Genomic DNA, 491 nt, shown 5'->3' on the forward strand with positions numbered 1-491 from the left:
AAAGACCACACCGGAGCGCCCCCAATACCAGTGACCATCTACACGACCACCGGCATAAGCAGTGCCTTTAAATTTCCGTTTCTGCCCTTCCTCGGCTTTGGGTACCTCAATCGCAGAGGCATTAAATAAATACTTCAGCCGCTCTTCATTTGGATCTGGCATTTTTCATGCTCCATAAAAAACCGCCCAGAAGGCGGTCATATTAATTCTTAAATTAGTTCAACAAAGGCTTGAGTGTATAAACCATCTGCCCTTCAACCGCTTCAATCGAAATAACCTCAAACGACAGTCCAATTGGAAATAAAACACCATTACCAGCATTCAGCATGTCCAGATCAATACCCAACCCTTTAGCATTCTCAATCTTAATCACGATATCTGAAGCTGTATTAACCATCAGCAACGGCGCATTCAATTGAACTGTCTGCCCCACCTGATAAGCCGCTACTTGATTAAATGTCGCAGCACCCACCACGGTTGAAGCTGTATTG

The 491-nt window shown here is 44.6% G+C and carries 1 pseudogene; it reads right to left on the reverse strand.

What is annotated here, in order from left to right:
* Positions 1 to 214: 214 nt before the first annotated feature.
* Positions 215 to 491 (reverse strand): annotated as a pseudogene (locus GGG_RS20280) (phage head morphogenesis protein); the annotation flags it as partial.

This window comes from Acinetobacter sp. P8-3-8 (assembly GCF_000214135.1).
Lineage (GTDB): Bacteria > Pseudomonadota > Gammaproteobacteria > Pseudomonadales > Moraxellaceae > Acinetobacter.